This is a genomic window from Georgenia alba (assembly GCF_042665525.1).
Classification (GTDB): domain Bacteria; phylum Actinomycetota; class Actinomycetes; order Actinomycetales; family Actinomycetaceae; genus Allobogoriella; species Allobogoriella alba.
Window position 1 is genome coordinate 19,909 of record NZ_JBHTCQ010000005.1, and the last position, 20,449, is coordinate 40,357.

General features: G+C 72.2%; 17 protein-coding genes. 1 reads left to right on the forward strand and 16 read right to left on the reverse strand.

Features of this window, described 5'->3' with window-relative positions; translation table 11 throughout:
- Positions 1-12 precede the first annotated feature (12 nt).
- The 16 genes from nuoN to ACFQQL_RS17900 all read right to left on the reverse strand — a co-directional run bounded on the left by nuoN (position 13) and on the right by ACFQQL_RS17900 (position 18,926).
- Positions 13-1,578 (reverse strand): NADH-quinone oxidoreductase subunit NuoN, encoded by a 1,566-nt coding sequence (gene nuoN, locus ACFQQL_RS17825; RefSeq protein ID WP_382396520.1) that lies wholly within the window; start codon positions 1,576-1,578, stop codon positions 13-15.
- Entirely contained in the window at positions 1,575-3,113 is a 1,539-nt protein-coding gene (locus ACFQQL_RS17830) for an NADH-quinone oxidoreductase subunit M (RefSeq protein WP_382396521.1), read from the reverse strand. The genes nuoN and ACFQQL_RS17830 overlap by 4 nt, the downstream gene beginning before the upstream one ends.
- A 33-nt stretch (positions 3,114-3,146) precedes the next feature.
- Complete coding sequence (gene nuoL / locus ACFQQL_RS17835; protein WP_382396797.1) at positions 3,147-5,126, reverse strand: NADH-quinone oxidoreductase subunit L; 1,980 nt, start codon at positions 5,124-5,126, stop codon at positions 3,147-3,149.
- A gap of 31 nt (positions 5,127-5,157) precedes the next feature.
- On the reverse strand, positions 5,158-5,457 hold the full coding sequence (nuoK, locus tag ACFQQL_RS17840; protein ID WP_382396522.1) for an NADH-quinone oxidoreductase subunit NuoK: 300 nt from the start codon (positions 5,455-5,457) through the stop codon (positions 5,158-5,160).
- Positions 5,454-6,482 (reverse strand): NADH-quinone oxidoreductase subunit J, encoded by a 1,029-nt coding sequence (locus ACFQQL_RS17845; protein WP_382396523.1) that lies wholly within the window; start codon positions 6,480-6,482, stop codon positions 5,454-5,456. Before ACFQQL_RS17845 ends, nuoK begins: the two co-directional genes overlap by 4 nt.
- On the reverse strand, positions 6,479-7,195 hold the full coding sequence (nuoI, locus tag ACFQQL_RS17850) for an NADH-quinone oxidoreductase subunit NuoI (protein ID WP_382396524.1): 717 nt from the start codon (positions 7,193-7,195) through the stop codon (positions 6,479-6,481). Before nuoI ends, ACFQQL_RS17845 begins: the two co-directional genes overlap by 4 nt.
- Entirely contained in the window at positions 7,188-8,600 is a 1,413-nt protein-coding gene (gene nuoH, locus ACFQQL_RS17855; protein ID WP_382396525.1) for an NADH-quinone oxidoreductase subunit NuoH, read from the reverse strand. The genes nuoI and nuoH overlap by 8 nt, the downstream gene beginning before the upstream one ends.
- On the reverse strand, positions 8,597-11,254 hold the full coding sequence (locus ACFQQL_RS17860) for an NADH-quinone oxidoreductase subunit G (protein WP_382396526.1): 2,658 nt from the start codon (positions 11,252-11,254) through the stop codon (positions 8,597-8,599). The genes nuoH and ACFQQL_RS17860 overlap by 4 nt, the downstream gene beginning before the upstream one ends.
- Positions 11,251-12,582, reverse strand: coding sequence for an NADH-quinone oxidoreductase subunit NuoF (nuoF, locus tag ACFQQL_RS17865; protein ID WP_382396527.1), 1,332 nt, complete (start codon positions 12,580-12,582; stop codon positions 11,251-11,253). Before nuoF ends, ACFQQL_RS17860 begins: the two co-directional genes overlap by 4 nt.
- Positions 12,579-13,535: an NADH-quinone oxidoreductase subunit NuoE gene (gene nuoE / locus ACFQQL_RS17870; protein WP_382396528.1), complete on the reverse strand. Its 957-nt coding sequence runs from the start codon at positions 13,533-13,535 to the stop codon at positions 12,579-12,581. Before nuoE ends, nuoF begins: the two co-directional genes overlap by 4 nt.
- Positions 13,536-14,894 carry an NADH-quinone oxidoreductase subunit D gene (locus ACFQQL_RS17875; protein ID WP_382396529.1) on the reverse strand — a complete coding sequence of 453 codons (1,359 nt, stop codon included), beginning with the start codon at positions 14,892-14,894 and terminating at the stop codon, positions 13,536-13,538.
- Positions 14,891-15,697 (reverse strand): NADH-quinone oxidoreductase subunit C, encoded by an 807-nt coding sequence (locus ACFQQL_RS17880; RefSeq protein ID WP_382396530.1) that lies wholly within the window; start codon positions 15,695-15,697, stop codon positions 14,891-14,893. Before ACFQQL_RS17880 ends, ACFQQL_RS17875 begins: the two co-directional genes overlap by 4 nt.
- The gene (locus ACFQQL_RS17885) at positions 15,694-16,248 is read right to left on the reverse strand and encodes a NuoB/complex I 20 kDa subunit family protein (protein WP_382396531.1); all 555 of its coding nucleotides are present in this window, start codon (positions 16,246-16,248) and stop codon (positions 15,694-15,696) included. Before ACFQQL_RS17885 ends, ACFQQL_RS17880 begins: the two co-directional genes overlap by 4 nt.
- Before the next feature lie 28 nt (positions 16,249-16,276).
- Complete coding sequence (locus ACFQQL_RS17890) at positions 16,277-16,639, reverse strand: NADH-quinone oxidoreductase subunit A (protein WP_382396532.1); 363 nt, start codon at positions 16,637-16,639, stop codon at positions 16,277-16,279.
- Positions 16,640-16,781: 142 nt separating this feature from the next.
- Positions 16,782-18,044 (reverse strand): geranylgeranyl reductase family protein, encoded by a 1,263-nt coding sequence (locus ACFQQL_RS17895; protein WP_382396799.1) that lies wholly within the window; start codon positions 18,042-18,044, stop codon positions 16,782-16,784.
- Between the two features lie 171 nt (positions 18,045-18,215).
- Positions 18,216-18,926, reverse strand: a complete 711-nt coding sequence (locus tag ACFQQL_RS17900) for a demethylmenaquinone methyltransferase (protein ID WP_382396533.1) — start codon at positions 18,924-18,926, stop codon at positions 18,216-18,218.
- A gap of 104 nt (positions 18,927-19,030) precedes the next feature.
- On the opposite strand from ACFQQL_RS17900, the gene ACFQQL_RS17905 reads away from it, so the two are divergent.
- Complete coding sequence (locus ACFQQL_RS17905) at positions 19,031-20,407, forward strand: isochorismate synthase (protein ID WP_382396534.1); 1,377 nt, start codon at positions 19,031-19,033, stop codon at positions 20,405-20,407.
- Positions 20,408-20,449 lie beyond the last annotated feature (42 nt).

The following is a 20,449-nucleotide window of genomic DNA, read 5'->3' on the forward strand; positions in this document are numbered from 1 at the left end:
GCAGAACGGTACTCATGGCAGGAAGGTGGCCGCCTGCCCCGCGAGCTCGAGCAGCGGACCGGGCAGCACACCGAGCAGGACGGTGCCGGCCAGGCAGACCGTCACCCCGACGGTCGTCAGACCCTCGGAGCTGACGACCACGACCGTGTCCCCGTCCGGCTCGGTGAAGAACATGAGCACCACGAGCCGCACGTAGAAGAACGCGGTCGCCGCCGACGCGAGGACGGCCAGGACCACCAGGACGGTCTGCCCACCGGCCACGGCGGCGGAGAACACCGAGAACTTGCCGACGAACCCAGCGGTGAGCGGGATGCCCGCGAAGGACAGCAGGAACACCGTCATCCCGACCGCCGCGATCGGGCTACGGCGGCCCAGGCCGGCCCACTGCGCGATGTGGTTGGCCTCGCCGGTGACGTTCCCGTCCGGGTCCCGCTCCCGGACGAGGGTCACCAGCGCGAAGGCGCCGACCGTGGCGAGCCCGTAGGCCAGCAGGTAGAACAGCACGCCGGAGACCGCGGCCTGCTCGTAGGCGACGACGCCGACCAGCAGGAACCCGGCGTGGGCGATCGAGGAGTACGCGAGCATCCGCTTGACGTCGCTCTGCACGATGCCCACGACGGTGCCCACGAGCATCGTCAACGCGGCGACCGCCCAGAAGAACGGCGTCAGGTCCCAGCTCAGGTCGGGCAGGGCGACATAGACGAACCGCACCAGGGCGACGAGCGCCGCCAGCTTGGTCGCCGCCGCCATGAACCCGGTCACCGGGGTCGGCGCGCCGGTGTAGACGTCGGGCGTCCAGGAGTGGAACGGGACGGCACCGACCTTGAACAGCAGGCCGGCGATGACCAGGACCGCTCCGCCCAGCAGCAGGTAGTCCATGCCGACGGTCGTCGGAACCGCCTCGGACAGGCCGGAGAAGGTGATCGATCCGGAGTAGCCGTACAGCAGGGCGATGCCGAAGATCATGAACGCCGAGGCGAAGGCACCGAGGAGGAAGTACTTCAGCGACGCCTCCTGCGACAGCAGCCGGCGGCGCCGGGCCAGGCCGCACAGGACGTACAGCGGCAGCGAGAGCACCTCGAGCGCGATGAACAGCGTCAGCAGGTCGTTCGCCTGCGCGAAGACGAACATGCCGCTCAGGGCGAAGAGCGTGAGCGGGTACACCTCGGTCTGGGCGAGTCCGGCGCGGGTCGCGTCGGCCTCGGCGGTGGAGCCGGGCCGGGCGGCGGCCTGGGCGACGAACGCCCCCTCGCCCGACTCGGTCCGGTCGGCGATCACCAGCAGGCCGACGAAGCCGAGCAGCGCCAGCACCGCCTGCGCCGCGAGGGCGGGGCCGTCCTCGACGACGGATGAGCCGATGACGTGCTGCGGGCCGGAGCTGCTCACCTCGGTCCACCGCCACACGACGGCGACGAGCGCGAGCGAGGCCGCGAGGAGGCCGAGGACGAGCTGGACCACCCGGCGCGGCCCGCGGGGCACGAAGGCCTCGACGAGCACGCCGGCGACCGCGGCGCCGGCGACCACGAGGGTCGGCAGCAACGCCGACCAGACGATGGACGGAGCTTCGAACGTGGTCACTGCGTGCTCCCTTCATCGCCCGCCGCGCTGTCGATCGAGGCCGGTTGCGCCAGGGCGAGATCCTCGGCCACCGGGGTCACGACGTCGACCACCGGCGCCGGGTAGATGCCGAGCACGAGCATCGCGGCGACCAGCGGCACCATGACCCACCGCTCCCGCACGCCGAGGTCGGGCAGCTCGGCGAGACCGTCCCTGGTGGGGCCGGTGAAGATCCGCTGGTACGGCAGCAGCAGGTAGACGGCCGCGATGATGACGCCGAGCACCGCGACGGCGCCCGCCACCACGGAGACCCGGAACGTCCCGACGATCACGAGGTACTCGGGGATGAAGCCGCTCAGGCCGGGCAGCGAGATGAGCGCCAGGCCCGAGACGAGGAACGTGCCGGCCAGCACCGGAGCAACCTTCTGCAGGCCGCCGTAGGCCGGGATCTCCTGCGTGCCGCCGCGGTGCGTGAGGAACCCTGCGGCCAGGAACATCGCCGCCGTCGCCACACCGTGGGCGACCATGTAGACCATCGCACCGGTCAGGGCAACCTGGTCGCGGACGAAGATGCCCAGGACGATGAAGCCGAAGTGGCTCACCGACGTGAACGCGATGAGCCGCATGAGGTCACGCTGCCCCACGGCGAGCAGGCCGCCGTAGATGATCGAGACCAGGGCGAGCGCGATGACCAGCGGCGCCGCCCACTCCGCCGCGTTCGGGAAGAGCGGCAGGCACAGGGCGATCATGCCGAAGGTGCCGATCTTGTCCAGCACGCCCACCAGCAGCACCGACGCGCCGGGCGGGGCCTGCTCCGCGGTGTCCGGCAGCCACGTGTGCACCGGCCACAGTGGCGCCTTGATGGCGAAGGCGATGAAGAAGGAGACGAACAGCAGCCGCTCGGCCCACACCGGGACCTCGAGGGCTCCGGCGAGGTTCTCGATGAGGAAGGCCTGCTCACCGCCGGGTCCGAGGACGTACAGCGAGACGACGCCGACCAGCATGATGAACCCGCCGACGAGCGAGTAGAGCAGGAACTTCAGCGCCGCGGGCCGGCGGCGTGGACCGCCGTAGCTGCCGACGAGGAAGTAGACCGGGACGAGCACGGCCTCGAAGAGCACGTAGAAGAGGAACACGTCCCGGGCGGCGAAGACGCCCACGACGAGGGCCTCGAGCGCGAGGACCAGGGCGATGAACCCCGCCTGCCGGCGCTCGACCTGCTCCCCCTCGGCCGGGACCTCGTGCTCGCGCCAGGCGGCCAGCAGCACGACCGGGACGAGGAAGACGATCAGCAGCACCATCGCGAGGCCGAGGCCGTTGACGCCGACCGCGTAGGACGCGCCGATCTGCGGGATCCAGGCGTGGGTCTCGATGAGCTGGACCTCGCCGCCGGCGCCGAGGTCGAACGCCGTCGTCATGACGACGGCGAGCGCGACCTCCACGAGTGCGACCGCCATGCCGAAGGGGCGGGCGACGCGGCGCAGCGGCGGCACCAGCCACAGCAGGGCGGCGGCCGCGAGCGGCACCACGATCAGCACGGTCAGCCACGGGGCCATCGGTTCGACTCCATCCATGTGTCGGTCCCCTCCCTACACGCGCCAGGCGAGGACGACGACGAGGGCCAGGACGACGCCGCCGAGCATGAGGGCGGCGTAGGACCGGACGTAGCCGGTCTGGAAGCGGCGCAGCGTGCTGCCCAGCCCGGCGGTCGACCGGGCGATGCCGCGCACCAGCCCGTCGACGACGGCGACGTCGGTGAGCACGAGCGCACGGGTGAGGTGCTGCGACGGGCGCATGAAGACGCCCTCGTTGACGGCGTCCTGGTAGAGGTCGCGGCGAGCGGCCCGGGTCAGCGGGGACCCCTCCGGCGCGACGGCGGGGACCTCACGGGCGCCGTACCGCAGCCAGGCGAGCCCCGCGCCGATGACGACCAGGACGACGACGAGGACCTGGATCGCCAGCACGGGCAGCACGGGCTCGTGGTGCTCGGCGTGCCCCGTGACCGGCTCGAGCCAGTGGACGAACCCGTCGCCCCAGGCCATCGCCCAGCCCAGCGCGACCGAACCGATCGCGAGGATGATCATCGGGACGGTCATGAGCGCCGGCGACTCGTGCGGGTGCCGCACGATGCGGCCGGCCGCCGCGGCGGCGTCGACGTCCGCGTCGCTCTCGGTCCAGCGGGCCTTGCCGTGGAACGTCATGAAGAACAGCCGTGACATGTAGAACGCCGTGATGCCGGCGCCGACCATCGCGACCACGCCGAAGACCCACGGCCGCCAGCCGTCGCCGGTGGCGAACGCCGTCTCGATGATGGCGTCCTTGGACCAGAAGCCCGCGAACGGGGGGACGCCGAGGATGGCGAGCCAGCCGGCCGCGAAGGTGATCCAGGTGACGGTCATCGCCCTGCGTAGTGCGCCGAAACCTCGCATGTCGACGGAGTCGTTCATGCCGTGCATGACGGACCCTGCGCCGAGGAACATCCCGGCCTTGAAGAAGCCGTGGGTGACGAGGTGGAAGATCGCGAAGGCGTAGCCGACCGGGCCGAGGCCGGCACCCAGCATCATGTAGCCGATCTGCGACATGGTCGAGGCGGCGAGGACCTTCTTGATGTCGTCCTTCGCGCACCCGACGATCGCGCCGAACAGCAACGTGAGGGCACCGACGACCGCGACCGCCAGCATCGCGTGCGGCGCCGCGGCGAGGATCGGCCCGGACCGGACCAGCAGGTAGACGCCGGCGGTGACCATGGTGGCGGCGTGGATGAGCGCCGAGACGGGGGTCGGACCCGCCATCGCGTCCCCGAGCCAGGCCTGGAGGGGGAACTGCGCCGACTTGCCGCAGGCGGCGAGCAGGAGCAGCAGCCCGATGGCGGTGAAGACGCCTTCACCGGCCGCGTCCACGCCCTGGGTGACGTCCGTGAAGCTGACCGAGCCGAACGCGGTGAACATGACGCCCATGGCGAGGATGAGACCGGCGTCCCCGACGCGGTTCATCACGAACGCCTTCTTCGCGGCGACGGCGTAGTCGAGGTTGTGGTTCCAGAACCCGATGAGCAGGTAGGACGCCAGGCCGACGCCCTCCCAGCCGACGAACAGCAGCGCGTAGCTGTCGGCCAGCACCAGCAGCAGCATCGCCGCGACGAACAGGTTGAGGTAGGCGAAGAACCGTCGCCTGGCTGGATCGTGGGCCATGTACGCCACGGAGTAGATGTGGATGAGCGTGCCGACGAACGTCACCAGCATGACGAAGGTCATCGACAGCGGGTCCACCTGCAGGCCGGCGTCGACGCTCAGGTCACCCGCGGGGATCCAGGTGAACAGGTGGACTCCGAGGACCCGCTCCTCGGCCGGCATCGCGAGCATCTGGAGCAGGATGACCAGGCCGACGACGAACGCTCCCGCCGAGGCCAGGACGCCGAGCCAGTGGCCCCACCGGTCCGACCGGCGGCCGAGCAGCAGCAGGAGGCCCGCGGAGGCCAGCGGGATGGCGACGAGGAGCCAGGCGAGGCTCGCCGTCCCCTCGGCGGGCACCGCCTCCGGTGCCGCCGCGGCCGTCACGAGACCGTGCATGGTCGCAGAACCCGTCATGCTCTCCGCCCCGTCAGTTCTTCAGCAGGTTGACGTCGTCGACCGACGCGGACCTGCGGGTTCGGAAGATGGACACGATGATGGCGAGACCCACCACGACCTCGGCGGCGGCGACCACCATGACGAAGAAGGCCAGCACCTGGCCGGTCAGGTCGCCGTGGATGCGGGAGAAGGTCACCAGCGCGAGGTTCGAGGCGTTGAGCATCAGCTCCACGCCGAGGAGCGCGATGATGGCGTTGCGCCGCACCAGGACGGCCGTGGCGCCGATCGCGAAGAGGATGCCCGCCAGCACGAGGTAGTTGACGACGCTCACTTCTCGTCCTCCCCGGAGGTGGTGCTCGCGCCGTCCTCGGCTCCGCCGTCGTCCGCGGGCCTCTGGCCGTCCGCGGGCTCCTCACGCGCGGCGATCGTGGCTCGGTCCTCCTCGAGCAGGGCCACCCGGGGCGGCCCTTCGCCCCGCATGGACGGCATCTGCGCGGTGCTCACGCTGCGCGTCCCCTCTCCGCCCAGCGGCGAGCTCCCCTGCCCCGCCCGGGCCCGCGCGAGGGCCTCGGCGGTCTCGGGGCTGACCTCGCCGATGGTGCGCTCCTGCCCGCGGATCCGCAGCACCCGGGGCACGGAGGTGTCGATGGGCTCGCCGGTCGCGGACAGCGCCGGGAGGTCGGAGGCGTTGGACCGGGCGTACACGCCGGGGGCCGGCAGCTGGGTGATGCGGCCGTGGCCGGCGCGGTAGGCCGCCATCTTGGCCTCGGCGACCTCCTCCTGGGAGAACTTCCGCCCCAGCCGCTCGGTGTGCGTCAGGGTGACGGCACCCACGGCCGCGGTGATCAGCAGCAGGCCGGTCAGCTCCATCGCGAACACGTTGTCGGAGAAGATGATCCGGGCGACGCCGACCGGGTTGGTGTCGGCGTTCGCCGACTCGAGCCCGGCGGGCGGCGGGGTCGTCACGCGCAGCACGACGGCGGCGAGCAGGACCGCCAGCCCGAGCCCGGCCACGCCGGCCACCCATCGCTGACCCTTGATCGTCTCGTGCAGCGAGTCGGAGGCGTCGACGCCGACGAGCATGAGCACGAACAGGAACAGCATCATGATCGCGCCGGTGTAGACCACGACCTGCGCGACCCCGAGGAAGGTCGCGTCCTGAGCGATGTACATGACGGCGACGCACACCATGACCAGGACCACGGCCATGGCGGCGTAGACGGCGCGGCGCGAGAACAGCAGGCCCAGTGCCGCCAGCACCATCACCGGCGCCAGCACCCAGAAGAGCACCGTCTCGCCGGTGGAGACCGTGACCGTCGCCGCGCCCTGCGCGGCAGCCGTGACCGTTCCCGTCACCGCTGCCCCCCGGTCGAGGGCTCGGCGGCCGTGGTCCGCGCGGTGGCGAGCGTCGCGTCGTCCGGGCGGTGCGCCCGGACCCACTCGACCTGGTCCTCGGTCGGGCCGGTGACGTCGCCGCGGTAGTAGTCGTCGTCGTCCGTGCCCTCCACCATCGGGTGCGGGGCGGCCAGCATGCCCTCGAGCATGGGGGCCAGCAGGTCCTGCTTCTCGTAGATGAGGCCCTCCCGGGTCGGTCCGGCGAGCTCGAACTCGTTGGTCATGGTGAGGGCGCGCGTCGGGCAGGCCTCGATGCACAGGCCGCAGAAGATGCAGCGCAGGTAGTTGATCTGGTAGACGCGGCCGTACCGCTCGCCCGGCGAGTACTGGGCGTCCGGGGTGTTGTCGCCGGCCTCCACGAGGATGGCGTCCGCCGGGCAGGCCCAGGCGCACAGCTCGCAGCCGATGCACTTCTCGAGCCCGTCGGCGTACCGGTTGAGCTGGTGCCGGCCGTGGTAGCGCGGCTGGGTGGGCACCTTCTCGAACGGGTACTGCTCCGTCACGGTCGGGCGGAACATCGAGGAGATGGTCACCCCGAATCCGGCGACCGGTGCGAACAGCCGGCCCAGCGGCCCCTTCTCGGCGGGCGCCAGCTCGGGGGGAAGCTCCCGCCGCCTGGCGACCTCCTGCCGCTCACGGCGCTTCTTCCGGCCCACGCTCTTCTCGTCAGCCATCGTCGCCCTCCTTCGTGGCCTCGGGCGCTTGCCTCGTCGCGGTCGCGGTGACCGTCTTGCGCCGTTCCTGCTCGCGCCGGCGGCGCCGTGGCGAGTCCGGCAGCTTCTGACCGGGCCGCGGCGGCACGGGGTAGCCACCGGCGAACGGGTCGAAGGTGGTCTCCGCCGGCAGGACCTCGTCCCGGGTCCGCGGCGTCGCCGGCCGGTCGGAGCGATCCGCCTCGGCAGCGGCCTCCTGGTCCTCCTTCTTCTCCGGCCAGACCAGCATGATGACCATGAGCACGGCGAAGATCCCGCCGATCCACATGAGCATGGTGCGCAGGTCGGTGTCCGTGAACTGCCGGACGCCCTGCACGACCGCGACGGCGACCAGCCAGACGAGCGCGACCGGGATGAGGACCTTCCACCCGAAGTTCATGAACTGGTCGTACCGGAACCGCAGCAGGGTGCCGCGCAGCCAGAACATGAAGAACATGCAGAGCCACACCTTGCCGACGAACCAGAGCACCGGCCACCAGCCGGTGTTGAGGACGCCGTCGCCGATCCACGCCAGCGGCCACGGCGCGTGCCAGCCGCCGAGGAACAGGGTGGTGGCCACCGCCGAGACGTTGAACATGTTGATGTACTCGGCGAGGAAGAACCACGCGAACTTCATCGACGTGTACTCGACCATGTGGCCGGCGACGAGCTCGCCCTCGGCCTCGGGCAGGTCGAACGGCAGGCGGTTGACCTCACCGACCATTGACCCGAGGTAGACGAGGAACGCCGGGGCGAGCGCGACGCACCACCACATCTCGGTCTGCGCCGAGACGATCTGCGAGGTGGACAGCGAGCCGGAGACGAGGAACACGCTGACCAGGGACAGGCCCATGGCCAGCTCGTAGGAGATGACCTGCGCCGAGGAGCGCACCGACCCGAGCAGCGGGTAGGTGGAGTTCGAGGCCCACCCGCCGAGCACGATGCCGTACACGCCGAGCGCCGTGATGGCGAGGATGTAGAGCACGGCAACGGGCATGTCGGTCAGCTGCAGGGGCGTGACGACCCCGAAGATCGAGACCTCCGGCCCGAACGGGATCACCGCCATGACCAGCAGCGCCGAGGTGACCGCGATGAGCGGGGCGAGGACGTAGATGACCTTGTCCGCGCCGCGGATCGAGAAGTCTTCCTTCAGCAGCAGCTTGATGGCGTCCGCGAGGGACTGCAGCAGGCCGAAGGGACCGTGCACGTTCGGGCCCGGACGGGTCTGCATCCGGCCCAGCACCTTGCGCTCGGCCCAGATCGCCACGAGCACCGAGAGCAGCAGGAACACGAGGATGGCGACGGCCTTGATGACCCAGATCCACCACGTGTCGTTGCTGAAGTCGGCCGTCGGGGCGGCGACGGCGGCCATGACCTGTCCCGTCATCGCTCTCCCTCCCGCCGGGTCGCCGGCGAGATCGTCACGACGGCGCCCGCACCGACGCCGAGCATCTCCCGGACCCGTGAGCCCGGGGAGTTCGCGGGCAGCCACACCACCCGTTCGGGCATGGTGGTGACGGCCAGCGGCAGGGTGATCGAGCCTGCGGGCCCGGTCACCGTGACCTTCACGCCGTCGGCGCCGGCCCGGCCGGGCTCGATGCCGATGCCGGCCGCGGTCTCGCGGCTCAGGCGCACGACCGGCCGGTGGGCGGTCCCGGCGAGGTGCGGCTCGCCGTCCTGGCCGCGTCCGCCGTCGAGGTGCAGTCGCCAGGTGGCGAGCACCGCCTCCCCCTCCGCGGGCTCGGGCAGCGGTCCGGGCGCGACGTCGAGCGCCGCGGCGGCGTGCCGCCGGTGGTCGAAGAGATCGGCGATCTCGGCGTGCACCCGCTCCAGGCTGCCCACCCCGAGGTCGGTGCCCAGCTCGTCGGCGAGCTCGGCCAGGGCCTGCCGGTCGGACAGCGCCCGGGAGGCGAGGACCTGGCCGAAGGGCCGCGGCCGCCCCTCCCAGTTGAGGTACGTCCCGGCCTTCTCCGCCGGAGGGGCCACGGGCAGCACCACGTCCGCCCACCGGGTCACCTCGGACCGGCGGACCTCGAGCTGGAGGACGAAGCCGGCCGCGTCGAACGCCTCGCGGGCCAGCGCGGGGTCGGGCAGGTCGACCGCTTCCAGCCCGCCGACCACGAGACCTCCGAGCGCGCCGTCGCGGGCGGCGGTGAGGATCCCGGTGAGGTCGCGGCCGGGCTCCGCCGGCAGCGACGGCACGCCCCAGACGGCCCCGGTGTCGACCCGGGACTCGGCGTCGGCGACGTCGCGGCCGCCGGGCAGCAGGCCGGGCAGCAGGCCGGCGTCCACGGCGCCGCGGTCGCCGGCGCGGCGCGGCACCCAGGCGATGCGCGCCCCGGTGCGTCCGGCCAGCGCGACGACGGCGGACAGCGTGCCGGGCACCTCGGCCGCACGCTCGCCGACGAGGATCACCGAGCCGGGTCCGGCCAGTGCCTCGGCCAGCGTGGCGTGCTCGCCGCCCGGCGCGACGGCGCCGAGGACCTCGGGCTCGGTGCCCGGGGCGGCCGGGAGCAGCTCGGCACGCAGCTTGGCGGTGCCGCGGGTCGCCCACGGCGCGAGCGTCGCGACCCGGACGCTGCCGGCGAGGACACCCTTGCGGAGCCGCAGGAAGATCGTGCCGCACTCCTCCTCCGGCTCGAGCGCGACGAGCAGGACCTGGCCCGCGGTCTCCAGGTCGGGGTAGGTGACGCCGTCGCGAGCGGCGACGTGCCCGGCGAGGAACGCGGCCTCCTCGTCGCTGTGCACCCGGGCGCGGTGGTCGACGTCGTTCGTGCCGAGCACGACGCGCGCGAACTTCGACCAGGTGTAGGCGTCCTCCAGCGTGAGCCGGCCGCCGGGCAGCAGGCCGACCCCGCCGGCCTCCTGGGCGCGGCGCAGCCCGGTCGCCGCCACGTCGAGCGCGTCGGCCCAGCTGGTGGGCACCAGCTCGCCGGTCGTCTCGTCCCGGACCAGCGGCATCGTGAGCCGGTCCGGGGCCGTCTGCCAGGTGAAGGCGAACCGGTCCTTGTCGGTGATCCACTCCTCGTTGACCTCCGGGTCCTCGCCCGCGAGCCGGCGCAGCACGACGCCGCGGCGGTGGTCGACACGGATGGCCGACCCGCCGGCGTCGTGCTCGGCGATCGACGGGGTGGAGACGAGGTCGAAGGGCCGGGACCGGAACCGGTAGGACGCCGAGGTCAGGGCACCGACCGGGCAGATCTGGATCGTGTTGCCCGAGAAGTAGGACGCGAACGGCCGGCCGGAGGTGTCGGTCTCGGCGACGCCGAGCGGGCCGGCGGCCAGGCCGTCGGTGAGGCCGGCCTGCCCGCCGGGGCCGACCATGTCGGTGGCGAGCACCACCGGCTCCTCCTCGCCGGAGGAGGTGAAGTGCAGGACGTGCTCGTCGAAGGCGCCGATCTGGGAGCCGTTGACGCCGTGCACCTCGTCGCCCGGCGTGCCACCGCCCCGGCCCTGCAGCGCGATGAACGGGTCGCCGGCGATCTCGTCGGAGAACCGGGTGCAGCGCTGGCACAGGATGCACCGGTCACGGTCCAGCAGGATCTCGGTGGAGACCTTGATCGGCTTGGGGAAGGTCCGCTTGACGACGTCGAACCGGCTGGTGGCGCGGCCGTTGCTCATCGCCTGGTTCTGCAGCGGGCACTCCCCGCCCTTGTCGCAGACGGGGCAGTCCAGCGGGTGGTTGATCAGGAGGAACTCCATGATCCCGTGCTGGGCCTTCTCCGCGACGTCGGAGGTGTGCTGGGTCGCGACGACCATGCCCGGGGTGGCCTCGATGGTGCAGGAGGCCTGGGGCTTGGGCATGGCCCGCAGGTTGCCCTCCCGGTCCGGGGCGGAGATCTCCACGAGGCACTGCCGGCAGGCGCCCGCGGGCTTCAGCAACGGGTGGTCGCAGAACCGCGGGATCTGGATTCCGGCCTGCTCCGCGGCGCGGATGACGAGGGTGCCCTTCGGCACCTCGACCTCGACGCCGTCGATGGTGACGGTGATCAGCTCGACGGCCTCCTCGGCGCGGGAGGCGCTCCTCGTGCTCGCGGTCATCGCACACCCGCCTCGCTGAAGACGGCGGAGGCCTCGTACGGGAACAGCTCCCAGGCGGGGGTGCGGGTGCCCGCCTCGAACTCGTCGCGGAAGTGCTTGATGCCGCTCTGGATCGGGGTGGCGGCGGCGTCTCCGAGGGCGCAGAAGGACCGTCCGGCGATGTTGGCCGAGACGTCCAGGAGCAGGTCGATGTCGCTCTGCTTCCCCTGGCCGGCCTCGAGCCGGTGCATGACCTGCTTCATCCAGAAGGTCCCCTCCCGGCACGGTGTGCACTTCCCGCAGGACTCGTGCTGGTAGAAGTCGGTCCAGCGGGCGATGACCCGCACCACGGACGTGGTGTCGTCGAAGACCATGAGCGCCCGGGTGGCGAGCATGGAGCCGGCCGCGCCGACCGACTCGTAGTCGAGCGGGACGTCGAGCTCGGCGTCGGTGAGGATCGGCGTGGAGGAGCCGCCGGGGGTCCAGAACTTCAGCCGGCGTCCGTCCCGCATGCCGCCGGCCATGTCGATGAGCTCCCGCATGGTGATGCCCAGCGGCGCCTCGAACTGGCCGGGGTTGCGCACGTGCCCGGAGACCGAGAACAGCCCGTGCCCGGCGGACTTCTCGGTGCCCATGGCGGTGAACCAGTCGACGCCGTTCCTGATGATGCCGGGGACGGACGCGATCGACTCGACGTTGTTGACGACCGTCGGCCGGGCGTAGAGGCCGGCGACGGCGGGGAACGGGGGCTTGAGCCGCGGCTGGCCGCGCAGCCCCTCGAGGGAGTCCAGCAGAGCGGTCTCCTCGCCGCAGATGTAGGCGCCGGCGCCGGCGTGGACGGTGACCTCCAGGTCGAAGGGTGTGCCGTCGGCGGTCCGGCCGACCCCTCTCCCGATCAGCCCGGCCTCGCGGGCCTCGCGGACGGCCTTGAGGAGCCGTCGGTAGACGTGGACCGTCTCACCGCGCAGGTAGATGAAGGCGTGGTGCCCGCCGATCGCGTAGGAGGTGATCGCGACCCCCTCGATCAGGCTGTGCGGGTTGGCCAGCATGAGCGGGATGTCCTTGCAGGTGCCCGGCTCGGACTCGTCCGCGTTGACCACGAGATAGCGCGGGCCGCCGTCCGGGGCGGGCAGGAACGACCACTTCAGGCCGGTCGGGAAGCCGGCGCCGCCGCGGCCGCGCAGGCCGGAGGCCTTGACCTCGGCCACCACGTCCTCCGGCGCCATGGTCAGGGCACGCTCGAGCCCCTGGTACCCGCCGTGGTCGCGGTAGACGTCCAACGTCCAGGAACGATCCACGTCCCACAGGTCCGACAGGACCGGCGCGAGCCGGTCGACACGGTAGCTCACTGGTCCTCCTTCGCGGCGGCGCCGTCGCCGGCGTCCTCCGACTCCTCGGGGAGGTCTGTCTCGGCCGTACCCGGCGCCTCGGCCGCTGCGGGCTGGGCGCTCACGTCCGCGGCGCCGGTGGCCGGCCGCTGCGCGGAGGAGGCCTCCTCGGCAACCGGCTGCGTGCCGGACGCCTCGGCTCCGGCGACGTCGACGTCGGGCTCCGCCGTCGTGGTGCCCTGCTCGGGGGTCGGCTCCTCGTCCGCCGGCCGGGGTGCACGCCAGCCCTGCTCGCGGGCGAGCCGCAACCCCAGCAGCGTGGCCTCGCCGGCGCCGGCTCCCTCGTCCGCGCGGCCGTCCTCGAAGCCGGCGAGGACGTGCGAGATCTCCTTGAAGGTGGCCACGGTCTCGGCGCCGCGGGTGGGTCGCACCGGCTCACCGGCCGTGATGGCGTCGACGAGCTCGACGGCGGAGGTCGGGGTCTGGTTGTCGAAGAACTCCCAGTTGACCACGATGACCGGCGCGTAGTCGCAGGCGGCGTTGCACTCGACCTGCTCGAGGGTGATCCTGCCGTCCGGCGTCGTCTCGTCGTGCCCGATCCCGAGATGCTCGCTCAGCCGGTCCCAGATGATGTCGCCGCCCATCACGGCGCACAGGGCGTTGGTGCAGACCCCGACGGTGTACTCCCCGTTGGGGTGGCGCTTGTACTGGGTGTAGAAGGTCGCGACGGCACTGACCTCGGCGCGGGTCAGGTCGAGGATGTCCGCGCACAGCGCGATGCCGCGCGGCGAGACGAACCCGTCCTCGGACTGCACGAGGTGGAGCATCGGCAGCAGCGCGGAGCGCGGCTCGGGGTACCTCCCGATGATCTCGGCGGCCTCCGTGCGCAGGCGCGCCTCGACGTCGGGAGAGAAACGCTCGCGGGACTGGGGGGCCTGGTCGGGCTGGTCGGACAGGGCAGGCTGCGTACTCATCTAGCGGTCCACACCTCCGAGCACCGGATCGATCGAGGCGAGGGTGACGACCAGGTCCGCGAGCTGACCGCCCTCCGCCATGATGGCCGTCGACTGCAGGTTGGAGTACGACGGGTCGCGGAAGTGCGCACGGTACGGCCGGGTGCCGCCGTCGGAGACCACGTGCACGCCGAGGACGCCGCGGGCGTGCTCGACCGTGACGTGCGCCTGTCCCGCCGGCACCCGGAAGCCCTCGGTCACCAGCTTGAAGTGGTGGATGAGGGACTCCATGGAGGTCGACATGATCTCCCGGATGTGCTCGAGGCTGTTGCCCTGCCCGTCCGCACCGATGGAGAGCTGGGCCGGCCACGCGATCTTCTTGTCCGCGACCATGACGGGCCCGGGCGTGGCCTCGAGCCGCTCGAGGACCTGCAGGACGATCTTGATCGACTCGTAGCACTCCTCGAACCGCACCATGGTCCGGTTGTAGTTGTCGGAGTAGTCCCGGGTCGGGACGTCGAAGTCGTAGGTCTCGTAGCCGCAGTACGGCTGGGACTTGCGCAGGTCCAGCGGCAGCCCTGCGGCGCGCACGGACGGCCCCGTCAGGCCGAGGGCCATCGCGGCCGAGAGCGAGACGTACCCGATCCGCTGCTGGCGCAGCTTGAAGATCGGGTTCTCCTGGGCGAGGTCCTGCAGCTCCTTGACCGACAGGCGGATGTTGGGCAGCAGCTCGCGCACGTACTCGACGGTGCCGGGAGGCAGGTCCTGCGCCACGCCGCCGGGCCGGATGTACGCGTGGTTCATCCGCAGGCCGGTGATGCGCTCGAAGATCCGCAGGATGTCCTCGCGGCCCCGGAACGCCACCGTCATCATCGTCGTCGCGCCCAGCTCGTTGCCGCCGGTGCCGATGGCCACCATGTGGGAGGAGATCCGGTTGAGCTCCATGAGCAGCACCCGGATGAGCGTGGCGCGCTCGGGGACGTCGTCGGTGATGCCGAGCAGCTTCTCCACGCCCAGGCAGTACGCGACCTCCTGGAAGAAGGGGGCCACGTAGTCCATCCGGGTGCAGAACGTCACGCCCTGGGTCCAGGTGCGGAACTCCATGTTCTTCTCGATACCGGTGTGCAGGTAGCCGGTGCCGAGCCGGAGCTCGCGGACGATCTCGCCGTCGAGCTCCAGGACCACGCGCAGCACCCCGTGGGTGGAGGGGTGCACGGGGCCCATGTTGACCACGATGCGTTCCTCGCCGAGGCGCTCGGCCTCGGCGGCGATCTCGGCCCAGTCCCCGCCGTCGGCGACGAACTCGGGCGCGCCGGCGAGGTCGGCCGTCTCGGTGGCCGGCCCGGCGGCGGCCGGTCCGGTCGAGGTAGAGGACGTCATCGGTACGACCTCCGGCTGTCGGGTGGCGGGACGACGGCGCCCTTGTACTCCACGGGGATGCCGCCGAGGGGATAGTCCTTGCGCTGCGGGTGCCCGACCCAGTCGTCGGGCATGAGCGAGCGGGCGAGGTCGGGGTGGCCGTCGAAGACGATGCCGAACATGTCCCAGGTCTCGCGCTCGTGCCAGTCGTTGCCCGGGTAGGTCTCGACGACGCTCGGGATGCGGGCGTCGTCGTCGGGGCAGGTGACCTCCAGGCGGAGCTGGCGGGTGTGGGTGACGGACATGAGGTGGTAGACGGCGTGCAGCTCGCGGCCGGTGTCGCCCGGGTAGTGGACGCCGGAGACGCCGAGGCACAGCTCGAAGCGGAGGTCCTGGTCGTCGCGCAGGGCCAGGACCGCCGCGGGGAGGTGCTCGCGGGCGACGAAGATGGTCAGCTCACCGCGGTCGACGACGACCTTCTCGAGTGCCTCGTCGGCGTCGATGCCCTGCTCCGTGAGCACCTCGATGAGGATGTCGACGACCTCGTCGAACCAGCCGCCGTAAGGCCGTTCGGACGCGGGCGGCAGCGCGACGGTCGAGACCAGGCCGCCGAAGCCGGAGGTGTCGCCGGTCCCGGAGACGCCGAACATCCCCTGCCGGGTCTCGACCACCTCGAGCCGGCGGCGGGCGCCGGGGGCGGCGGGCACGTTCTGCGAGCCGGCCTCCAGCGCGGCCGCGGTGGCCGGCTGGCCGACGTCGGAGTCGGCGGAACCCGGCTTGACGGTGTCCGCGGCCGCCTGCTTCTCGTCGTCCCGCCCGCTCACGCCAGCAGCCCCTTCATCTGGTGCGTCGGCGTCGCGGCGAGCGCGGCCTCCTCGGCCTTGCGAGCCGCCTCCTCGCGATTGACGCCCAGCGGCGCGTTCTTGATCTGCTCGTGGAGCTCGAGGATCGCGTTGATGAGCATCTCGGGCCGCGGCGGGCAGCCGGGCAGGTAGATGTCCACCGGGACCACGTGGTCCACGCCCTGGACGATCGCGTAGTTGTTGAACATCCCGCCCGAGGAGGCGCACACGCCCATGGAGATGACCCACTTGGGTTCGGGCATCTGGTCGTAGATGGTGCGCACGACCGGAGCCATCTTGTGGCTCACCCGGCCCGAGACGATCATCAGGTCGGCGTGCCGCGGCGAGGCGCGGAAGACCTCCATGCCGAAGCGGGAGATGTCGAAGCGTGGCGTGCCGACCGCCATCATCTCGATGGCGCAGCAGGCCAGGCCCATGGTGACCGGCCAGACCGAGCCCTTTCGGGCGAGCCCGACGATCTTCTCCACCGTGCCCAGCGCGAAGCCGGCCGGGACCTTCTCCTCGAGACCCATCGTCAGCCTCCTTCCTGCCCTCTAGTCCTTAGTCCCACTCGAGCCCGCCGCGACGCCACTCGTAGACGTACGGCACGGTGATCAGGGCGATGAAGCCCAGCATCGCGACGAGGCCGAAGACGGCGAGCTCGGAGAACGCGACGGCCCACGGGTAGAGGAAGACGACCTCGATGTCGAAGATGATGAAGGTCATCGCCACGAGGTAGTACTTCACCGGGAACCGGCCCGCGTGCGCGGCGCGGGGCGTCGGGTCGACGCCGCACTCGTAGTTCGCGATCTTGACCCGGTTGTAGCGCTTGGGCCCGACGACGGCGCTGGTCGCGACGCCACCGATGGCCATGACCGCGGCGACGGCCGCCATGATGAGCAGCGGGACGTACGGGTTCGTCATCGTTCCTCCGTCGGGTCTGCTCGCGGTCCGTCGACAGGTGTGACGACCATCTCCTCGCCAGCGTACGACGTCCTCGGCCCGCGGACGGGACCTCCCCCGCCGCGCGGACGCACCTGCCCGGACCGGCCGGTGAGCTCGGCCCTCATGACGCCGGGGCCAACCTGGTCAGGGCGGTGATGGTCCGGTCCATCCAGTCGCCGTCGCGCCGGTCGAAGCCGTCCGAGAGCAGCTTCATCGTGAAGCGCATGAGGGTGGGCCGCGGCAGGCCGTGCCTGACGCACAGCCGCATGACCTCCGGCCGCTCGATGAGCCGGGCGAACGCCTGGCCGAGCGAGTAGTAGCCGCCGAGCTCCTCGCCGAGGATCTTCGGGTAGGTGCGCAGCGTCTTCTCCCGCTCGTACGCCGAGGACCGGGCGAGCGCCTGGGCGACGACGTCGGCGGCGATCCGACCGGACTGGAGGGCGTAGGCGATGCCCTCGCCGTTGAACGGCGAGACCATGCCGCCCGAGTCGCCCACCAGCAGCAGGCCCTGGCGGTAGTGCGGCTTGCGGTTGAACGCCATCGGCAGCGCCGCGCTGCGCAGCTCGCCGAGCTGGTTCTCCTCCGTGAAGCCCCACTCCGCCGGGACGTTGCGCATCCAGGTGCGGAACATCGCCTTGTAGTCCAGGCCGGTGGGCTTCGCCGTCGAGGAGAGCGAGCCGAGGCCGACGTTCACGGTGCCGTCCCCGAGGGCGAAGATCCAGCCGTAGCCGGGCATGAGCTTCGACCTGCCCGGCTCGCCGTCCCACAGCTCCAGATGGGACTCCATCATCGGGTCGTCGTGCCGTGGCGAGCGGAAGTAGGTGCGCACGGCGACGCCCATCGGCCGCCTGACGTTCTTCTCGATCCCGATGGCCGTGGCGAGCCGGGCGGAGACCCCGCCCGCGTCGATGACGACCGGTGCCCGGCAGGTGACCTCCTCACCGGTGCGCCGCCCCGACTCGTCGAGCAGCCGGGCGCGCACCCCGAGCACCCGGCCGGAAGGCTCGTGCCGGACCGGCCCGGTGACGAGGACGCCCTCGTGCAGGCGCGCGCCGGAGCGCACGGCGTGACGGGCGAGGGTCTCGTCGAGGTTCATCCGTGCCCGGGCCAGGCCGTAGGAGGGCATCTCGGCGAGCTCGGGCCAGCGCAGCTCGACGGTGTGCCCGGCGCCGTGGGTCCGCAGCCCCCAGTTCCGGATCCAGCCGTCGGACTCCTCGGTGGGCACGCCCATCCGGATCAGCTCGGCCACCGCGCGCGGCGTCAGGCCGTCGCCGCAGACCTTGTCCCGGGGGAAGCGCCCCTTCTCCAGGAGCAGCACCTCCAGGCCGGTGGACGCGAGGTAGTGGGCGGCCGCGGCCCCGCCGGGCCCGGCTCCGACGACGATCGCGTCGGCCTCCGCGGGGGGCGCCTCCGGCGTGCGGGCACGCTCGGTCCGCGGTGCCTCCGCACGCGCAGCTGTACCCACGTCATCGCTCCAGGACAGGTGTTGGACCTTCGTGGTCCCGACGTCTGGCGAGTCTATGAGAGCGGTCACGCACCGTCTTGTTAGGTCCGCCTAACCTCCGTCGCGCACCGCGCGGTGGAGCGCCACGATGCCCCCGGAGAGGTTCCGGTAGGCGACGTCGTGCCAGCCGGCCCGGCGGATGGTGCGTCCGAGCGCGACCTGGTCCGGCCAGGAGACGATGGACTCTGCCAGGTAGGTGTAGGCGTCGGGGTTGGAGGACACCAGGTCCGCCACCCGCGGGACCAGCGTGCCCAGGTAGTAGGTGTAGGCGGCGCGGAACGGCGCCCAGGTGGGCCGCGAGAACTCGCACACCACGAGGCGCCCCCCGGGGCGGGTCACCCGGAGCATCTCGCGCAGCGCCCGGTCGGTGTCGGCGACGTTGCGAAGCCCGAAGGAGATCGTCACGACGTCGAAGGTCTCGTCCGCGAACGGGAGCTGCATCGCGTCACCGGCGACGAAGGACAGGTCGGGGCGGCGGCGCTTGCCGACGTCGAGCATGCCGACGGAGAAGTCGCACGCGACCACGTCGATACCGGAGTCGGCGTACTCCTCGGCCGAGGTGCCGGTGCCGGCCGCGAGGTCGAGGACCCTGTCCCCCGGACGTGCCCCGGTGGCCTTCCTGGTGGCGACCCGCCAGATGCGGTCCTGACCGAGGGAGAGGACGTCGTTGGTGAGGTCGTACCGGCGTGCGACGTCGTCGAACATGCCCGCGACCTCGCGGGGCTCCTTGGCGAGAGTGGCCCGGGTGCCTGCTCGGATCATGCGGCCATGATCCCAGGTCGGACCGGGTGCCACACGGGATCCGTGGCGGGTTCGCGTCCCGGACCGCGTCGTGGCGGCACGTCGGCGGCAGTACGGTTGCCGCGATGACCTCCTCGCACACGCCCGGCTCGCCGGCGACCGGTCCCGACGGCGTCCCGCGCCTCGCGCCGGTCCCCTCCCCCGACGCCGGACCTGACCTGGTGGTGCGGACCCGGGAGATCGAGGACCCCGGCGAGCTGCTGTCGCTGCTGCCGGACGCGCGGGCGCGCGAGACGTTCTCCTGGGTGCGGCGCGGCGAGGGGCTGGTCGGCTGGGGCACCGCGCTGCGGATCGAGACCGCCGGGCTCGGCCGGGTCCGGGAGGCCGACGTCGAGTGGGCCCGGACGGTGGCCGCGATGGCGGTCGAGGACGAGGTCGGGGTCCCCGGGACGGGTCCGGTGGCGTTCGGGTCGTTCTCGTTCGCCCCCGACTCCCCCGCGGGCGGCGTACTCGTCGTCCCCGAGGTCGTGGTGGGCCGGCGAGACGGGCGGGCCTGGGTGACGACGGCCTCGACCGCGGCGGTCGAGGCCGGACCGTTGCCGGCTCCGCCTCCGGTCACCGGCCCCGGGCGGGTCACCTGGGCCGACGGGGCGCTCGGCGCCCGGGAGTGGGCGGACGCCGTGTCCGGCGTCGTGCGGCGGATCTCCGCCGGCGAGGTCTCCAAGGTGGTCATGGCGCGGGACGTGGTCGCCCGGACCGAGCGTCCGGTCGACGCCCGGCACCTGCTGGGCCGGCTCGCCGCCGGCTACGAGTGGTGCTGGACCTTCAGCGTGGACGGCCTGCTCGGCGCGACGCCGGAGCTGCTGGTGCGGCGGGAGAAGGGGCTGGCGGCCAGCCGGGTGCTGGCCGGCACCATCCGCCGCACCGGCGACGACGCCGACGACCTGCGGCACGCGGCCGAGCTGGCCCGCTCCTCCAAGGACCTCGAGGAGCACGAGATCGCGGTGGCCTCCCTGGTGCGGGCGTTGCGGCCGTACTGCGCGTCCATCAATGTGCCGGAGGCGCCCTTCGTGCTGCACCTGCCGAACGTCATGCACCTGGCGACCGACGTGACCGGCGTCGTCGACGGCGCGTTCGGGCACCCGAGCACCTTCCCCGCGCACTCCCCCGGCGGCCTCGGCCCGTCCAGCCTCGCGCTCGCGGCGGCCTTGCACCCCACCGCGGCGGTGGGCGGGACGCCGACCGGGCCGGCGACGCGGATCCTGGCCGAGGCCGAGCGCATGGACCGGGCCCGGTACGCCGGACCGGTCGGCTGGATCGGCGCAGACGGCGACGGCGAGTGGGGTATTGCCCTGCGGTCCGGCGAGGTCGATGCCCAGGATGACCGGGTGGTGCGGCTGTTCGCCGGCTGCGGCGTGGTCGCCGCGTCCGACCCGTGGGCGGAGCTCGCCGAGTCGGAGGCGAAGCTGGAGCCGATGCGCGCCGCCCTGGCGTCGGACTAGGGCCTGCGCGAGGGATCACAGCGTTTGATGGGCCCAGGCGTG